Below are 1,448 nucleotides of genomic sequence, written 5' to 3' on the forward strand. Positions count from 1 at the left end.
GGTGGCGCTCGGTTTCGGCGCCAAATACGCGCGGCAGTAGATCTCAGCTGGCCGGTGTCTCAGGCGCAAGATTGGCGCGCTGGCGCGGCACGCCGAGGCCGGTGTCGGGCGGCTCGCCGGCCGCCGGCCGGCCCTCGATCATATGCGTGGTGCGCCAGCGGCCGAGGCGATAATAGGCCGCGGCAAGCACCAGCGAGGCGATCGAGCCGGCCGGAAAGCTCCACCACAGCGCCTCCTGGCCGATGACGCTGCGCATGGAATAGGCAAAGTCGGTGCGAATGAACAACACCGAGATGATCAGGATGATCAGCGGCGGCATGACGGCGCCGGTGGCGCGCACCGTGGCGAAGAGCACGATCGTGATGCCGAACAGGATGAACGACCAGGACGCCACCCTGTTGATATGAGCGGCAATGTCGATCGCGGTGCTGTCACTGCTGAGGAAGAGGCTGAGCACCGGGCGGTCGAAGACGAAGAGCAGCGCCACCAGCGCGCCGGTCAGCACCAGGTTGAAGCCGACGCCCGAGGCCGCAACCTTGCCGATGCGATCCCAGCGGCCGGCGCCGACATTCTGCGCCGCCATCGAGGAGACTGCGGCGCCGATGGCCAGCGCCGGCATCTGGATATAGGTCCAGAGCTGCGCCGCGATGCCGTAAGCGGCGGCGACCTGCGAGCCGTAGGAGTTGACGATGCCCATCACGGTGAGCGCCGCGGCCGAGATGACGATCATCTGCAGGCCCATCGGGATGCCCTTGAAGACGACGATGCGCAGCAGCGCCGGGTCGGGCCGCAGCAGAGCGAGATCGGCGCCAGCCAATCGCAGCGGGTGCTTGCGAACATAAAGCACGGTCAGGATGGCAATGCCGCTCACCGTCTGGCCTATGAGCGTGGAGGTCGCCGAGCCGGCGATGCCGAGCTCGGGGAAGGGGCCGATGCCGCGGATCAGCAGCGGGTTGAGCACGACGTCAAGAACGACTGCCAGCGCCATGAAGACGAACGGGGTTCGCGAGTCACCGGCGCCGCGCAGCACGGTCATGATGAAGGACAGGAGGTTCATCATCGGCACGGCGACGAAGATGATGCGCAGGTAGCTGCGTGCCAAAGGCAAGGCATCCGCCGGCGTGCCGAGCCCGGTGAGGATGGCGTCGACCCAGATCCAGCCGCAGACGGCGAACACGACCGAGACCAGGAAGAAGAAGGTGGCGCTGGTGCCGACGATGCGCTTCGCCGCGGGCAGGTCGCGGGCGCCGACCGACTGCGCCACCAGGATGGTCGCCGCCATGCCGATGCCGAACACCGTGCCAAGGATCAGGAACAGCACCAGATTGGCGTTCGAGGTCGCCGTCAGCGCAGCCTCGCCGAGGAAGCGGCCGACCCAGACCGCATTGATCGAGCCGTTGAGCGACTGCAGCACGTTGGAACCCAGCACCGGCAGCGCGAACAGCAGC

1 protein-coding gene is annotated in these 1,448 nt (G+C 67.2%); it reads right to left on the bottom strand.

Going from position 1 to position 1,448, the window contains the following annotated elements:
- Window positions 1–43 precede the first annotated feature (43 nt).
- Window positions 44–1,447 carry an MATE family efflux transporter gene (locus EOA28_RS35585; RefSeq protein WP_245501682.1) on the bottom strand — a complete coding sequence of 468 codons (1,404 nt, stop codon included), beginning with the start codon at window positions 1,445–1,447 and terminating at the stop codon, window positions 44–46.
- Between the last annotated feature and the right edge of the window lies 1 nt (window position 1,448).

The organism is Mesorhizobium sp. M2A.F.Ca.ET.067.02.1.1 (assembly GCF_004023285.1).
In the GTDB taxonomy this organism is placed as follows: domain Bacteria; phylum Pseudomonadota; class Alphaproteobacteria; order Rhizobiales; family Rhizobiaceae; genus Mesorhizobium.